We start from the raw sequence: 1,662 nt of genomic DNA on the forward strand, positions 1-1,662 counted from the left end.
GTTGAAAGCTGCACGCAGAGTCGCGGAGTCGTAAAGAAGTATTTTAAAAATCTTAGCACCTTCTCGAGAGCCTACTCTAGGCTGGTCACCCAAAATGACGAAAATTCTCAACTTTTATAACCGCACTAGGAGTAGATTGCATCTACCCCTTCCTATCAAACGAAATCTGCAATTCCTTTTAAGTCTGAATTATAAATAACCTAAGCGCTAGTTTAATGTACTTTCCCAATTCTACTCTAGTTACCTACCGCTAACACTTAAACTTCGTCTAAAAGGTATTCAAAAAGCGATTTTATAAAAGAGAAATTTTGTTAACTTTAGAACAAGAAATTTCAATAGTATGGACCTAGCTGTTAAAAAAATTGAATTGATTAATTGGTTGACCACTCAAGATGAAACCATGATCAAAAAAATTGATGCCCTGCGTAAATCTTCAATGGAATCAGCCTACCGAGCAAGAATGGGTGAGAACCTGGAATCCAAATTAACCCGATCGAAGGCCGACAGAAAGAGTGGTAAGACTCACAGCCAAGAGGATGTTGAAAATTTTTTTGAAAGTAAGTGGGACCGGTGAAGAAATTACAGGTAGTTTGGACCGATGAGTCGTTGAATGATTTAGAAATCATTTATGACTTCCTTGCGGAAATATCCCGAAAATCAGCAAAAAACGTTGTCCAGTCTATCTTAGCTAAAACCAGACAATTAGAAACTTTTCCCGAATCAGGATCACCTCATGAGGCCAATATATCGATAGTGGGTTCATACCGCTTCCTAGTCCAAGGAAATTATAAGATTATCTACAGTATTGAAGGAGACGCTCTGTATGTAGAAGCCGTAGTGGACACCAGACAGGATCCCGCTAGTTTAAGGTTTTAACTATCCCATTATTGGTCTAAATTTTCTGCCCTATACTAGGGCTATTCCCCTAAGATCCTCACTAAAAACTTTTTAAGACCTTGAACTACATGCTTATGACGAAGTTTATGATTTCCCTCTCCAGGTCTAAATCCCTAAAAGTTTATGGTGATGAAAGGTAGATTGTATTTACTATTATTATTGATTTGGATTATTGGTTGTTCAAAAGATGGAGATTCAAAGCATGCAAGCGGAGAGGAAGAACTCTTCGATGAGTTTTATCTAAGTTTTTTAATGATAAAGTTTTTCAAATGTCTAGAATTAATTTTCCTTTGAGGGGAGGTAGTACAGAATATGTTTTTGATGAGAGTATTCATCCGGATATTGAAAATGACAAATTCATGGTTTCTGATGGAAAATTCTATTGGCAAGAAAAGGGCTGGGTTCACCTGAATGAAATGGATAAAGCAAATCTGAACTACAGCCTAGAATTTACAAATAAAACCAATAAAGTAGATTTAATTATTAAATCTAAAATAGATGACTTCATAATTGTTATGGAGTTTGAATTAATTAAAAAGCAGTGGTATTTAGTTTATTATAGTTCAGACTGGTATTAGACTATGGAACCTTGTCTAAGTTTAGCGAAGCCTAACTTAGACCCAAAATGACGAAAATTCTCAACTTTCATATTTTCCCAAGATTAAAATAAACGTTAAGAGTTTCGGACAGAATTGCGGAGCCACAGAAAGTATTTTCAAAACCTTAGCGTCTTAGCGCCTTTGCGAGGATCATGCACAAAGTAAA

At 35.9% G+C, this 1,662-nt stretch carries 3 protein-coding genes; all 3 read left to right on the forward strand.

The annotated features are described in order from the left end of the window. Positions 1–340 precede the first annotated feature (340 nt). The 3 genes from ADICYQ_RS22290 (at position 341) to ADICYQ_RS22300 (ending at position 1,475) form a co-directional block, all read left to right on the forward strand. A complete protein-coding gene (locus ADICYQ_RS22290) occupies positions 341–574 on the forward strand; it encodes a hypothetical protein (protein ID WP_020894200.1) in 234 nt (77 codons plus the stop codon). Further along, positions 571–876 carry a type II toxin-antitoxin system RelE/ParE family toxin gene (locus ADICYQ_RS22295; protein WP_040417686.1) on the forward strand — a complete coding sequence of 102 codons (306 nt, stop codon included), beginning with the start codon at positions 571–573 and terminating at the stop codon, positions 874–876. The genes ADICYQ_RS22290 and ADICYQ_RS22295 overlap by 4 nt, the downstream gene beginning before the upstream one ends. 290 nt (positions 877–1,166) lie before the next feature. Next, complete coding sequence (locus ADICYQ_RS22300; protein ID WP_020894202.1) at positions 1,167–1,475, forward strand: hypothetical protein; 309 nt, start codon at positions 1,167–1,169, stop codon at positions 1,473–1,475. Positions 1,476–1,662 lie beyond the last annotated feature (187 nt).

Source organism: Cyclobacterium qasimii M12-11B, from assembly GCF_000427295.1.
GTDB classification, from domain to species: domain Bacteria; phylum Bacteroidota; class Bacteroidia; order Cytophagales; family Cyclobacteriaceae; genus Cyclobacterium; species Cyclobacterium qasimii.